Origin of the sequence: Phytobacter sp. V91, assembly GCF_965644225.1 — a bacterium.
GTDB lineage: Bacteria > Pseudomonadota > Gammaproteobacteria > Enterobacterales > Enterobacteriaceae > CBFFRJ01.
The window spans coordinates 1-1,024 of the sequence record NZ_CBFFRJ010000286.1 but is presented as its reverse complement, the minus strand read 5'-3'; the positions used below and the strand labels follow the sequence as shown (position 1 = coordinate 1,024).

The window sequence follows — 1,024 nt, the reverse complement described above, 5'->3', positions numbered from 1 at the left end:
TACACAACGAAAGGTGCAGCAGAAAACGGCATTGCATCAGTTCAGGCTAACAGCCCTCTCGATGAACGCTATGAGAAGAAAGTGTCCGCAAATGGCAAATGCTTTTTTAATCTCAAAGCTGCTAACCATCAGGTTATTGGCACAAGTCAGATGTATGCCAGTATTCAATCACGTGAAACAGGTATTGCATCAGTAAAAAGCAATGGTGTTTCTGGCATAACCAAAGATAACACTTAGTAAACCTGATTAAAGACAGATCTACTATTTATGATCTGTCTTTTCTATTTTTTTCTTAATTCCGTTAACCACCTTATCTGCCTTGCATTTTTCCAGTGCTTTCGATAACTTTTCAAAAAAGCGTTGTTCTGTATAAGCCCGGATAACAATTGTTTGATCTATGCTCAATCCATTTCTTCTGTTGAGAGCCTGTCTGTAACCCACAACAAAAGCAATAATATCTTTTTTCAACTCTTCATAAAAAATACGTTCACACTCTGCCGTCGCCATTTCTGGAAAACAATCGGCGAGTATGGTAAACAGAAAGAATGATACACTTTCTATTGCTGACGAAATTACCTCATTATCACTGGTGTTATTACTTATGTGCAGATTATTAATATCATTCCTTTTTCTTCCCAAGTCTTCGCTCCAACATCAAGTTAAAATTATCAACCTTCACAGTCGTTTTACTTTCAACATGATCACATTTTTCTGACAACTCGATTTCTGAGAGATCTTCGGTAGCATGCAGTGGGTGATAATTTCTTCCCGGCTCACACTTTTTAACTGAATTTTTATTTTTCTGTTCTTTTTGAAGATTTTCATTTTGTCTGGCTCTGGCCCCGTTACTTATGTAGCGATCTAAATCTGTTTTCGTTGCCGTGGCGAAAGTCATAAGAAATCCAACCAAAATATCCTGTTCAATATCCAGCCCCAGGTACTTTGCAACCTCACCACCTAAGACAATTTTACGGTGTGTTTTTTCTTTTCTCGTTAATACTTTTTGAGCCGTTGTTAATCTGTT

At 37.4% G+C, this 1,024-nt stretch carries 3 protein-coding genes; 1 reads left to right on the top strand and 2 read right to left on the bottom strand.

Annotated features, from left to right (window positions below):
* On the top strand, positions 1–237 hold a 237-nt coding region (locus tag ACSZO4_RS25680), incomplete at its 5' end, for a YegP family protein (protein WP_437891906.1).
* Positions 238–261: 24 nt separating this feature from the next.
* Here the strand turns inward: ACSZO4_RS25680 and ACSZO4_RS25675 are convergent.
* Both ACSZO4_RS25675 and traD read right to left on the bottom strand, forming a co-directional pair.
* The gene (locus tag ACSZO4_RS25675) at positions 262–639 is read right to left on the bottom strand and encodes a hypothetical protein (protein ID WP_437891905.1); all 378 of its coding nucleotides are present in this window, start codon (positions 637–639) and stop codon (positions 262–264) included.
* Positions 620–1,024 (bottom strand): conjugal transfer protein TraD (gene traD, locus ACSZO4_RS25670; protein ID WP_437891904.1); only part of this gene is annotated, 405 nt, incomplete at its 5' end. The genes ACSZO4_RS25675 and traD, both read right to left, overlap by 20 nt.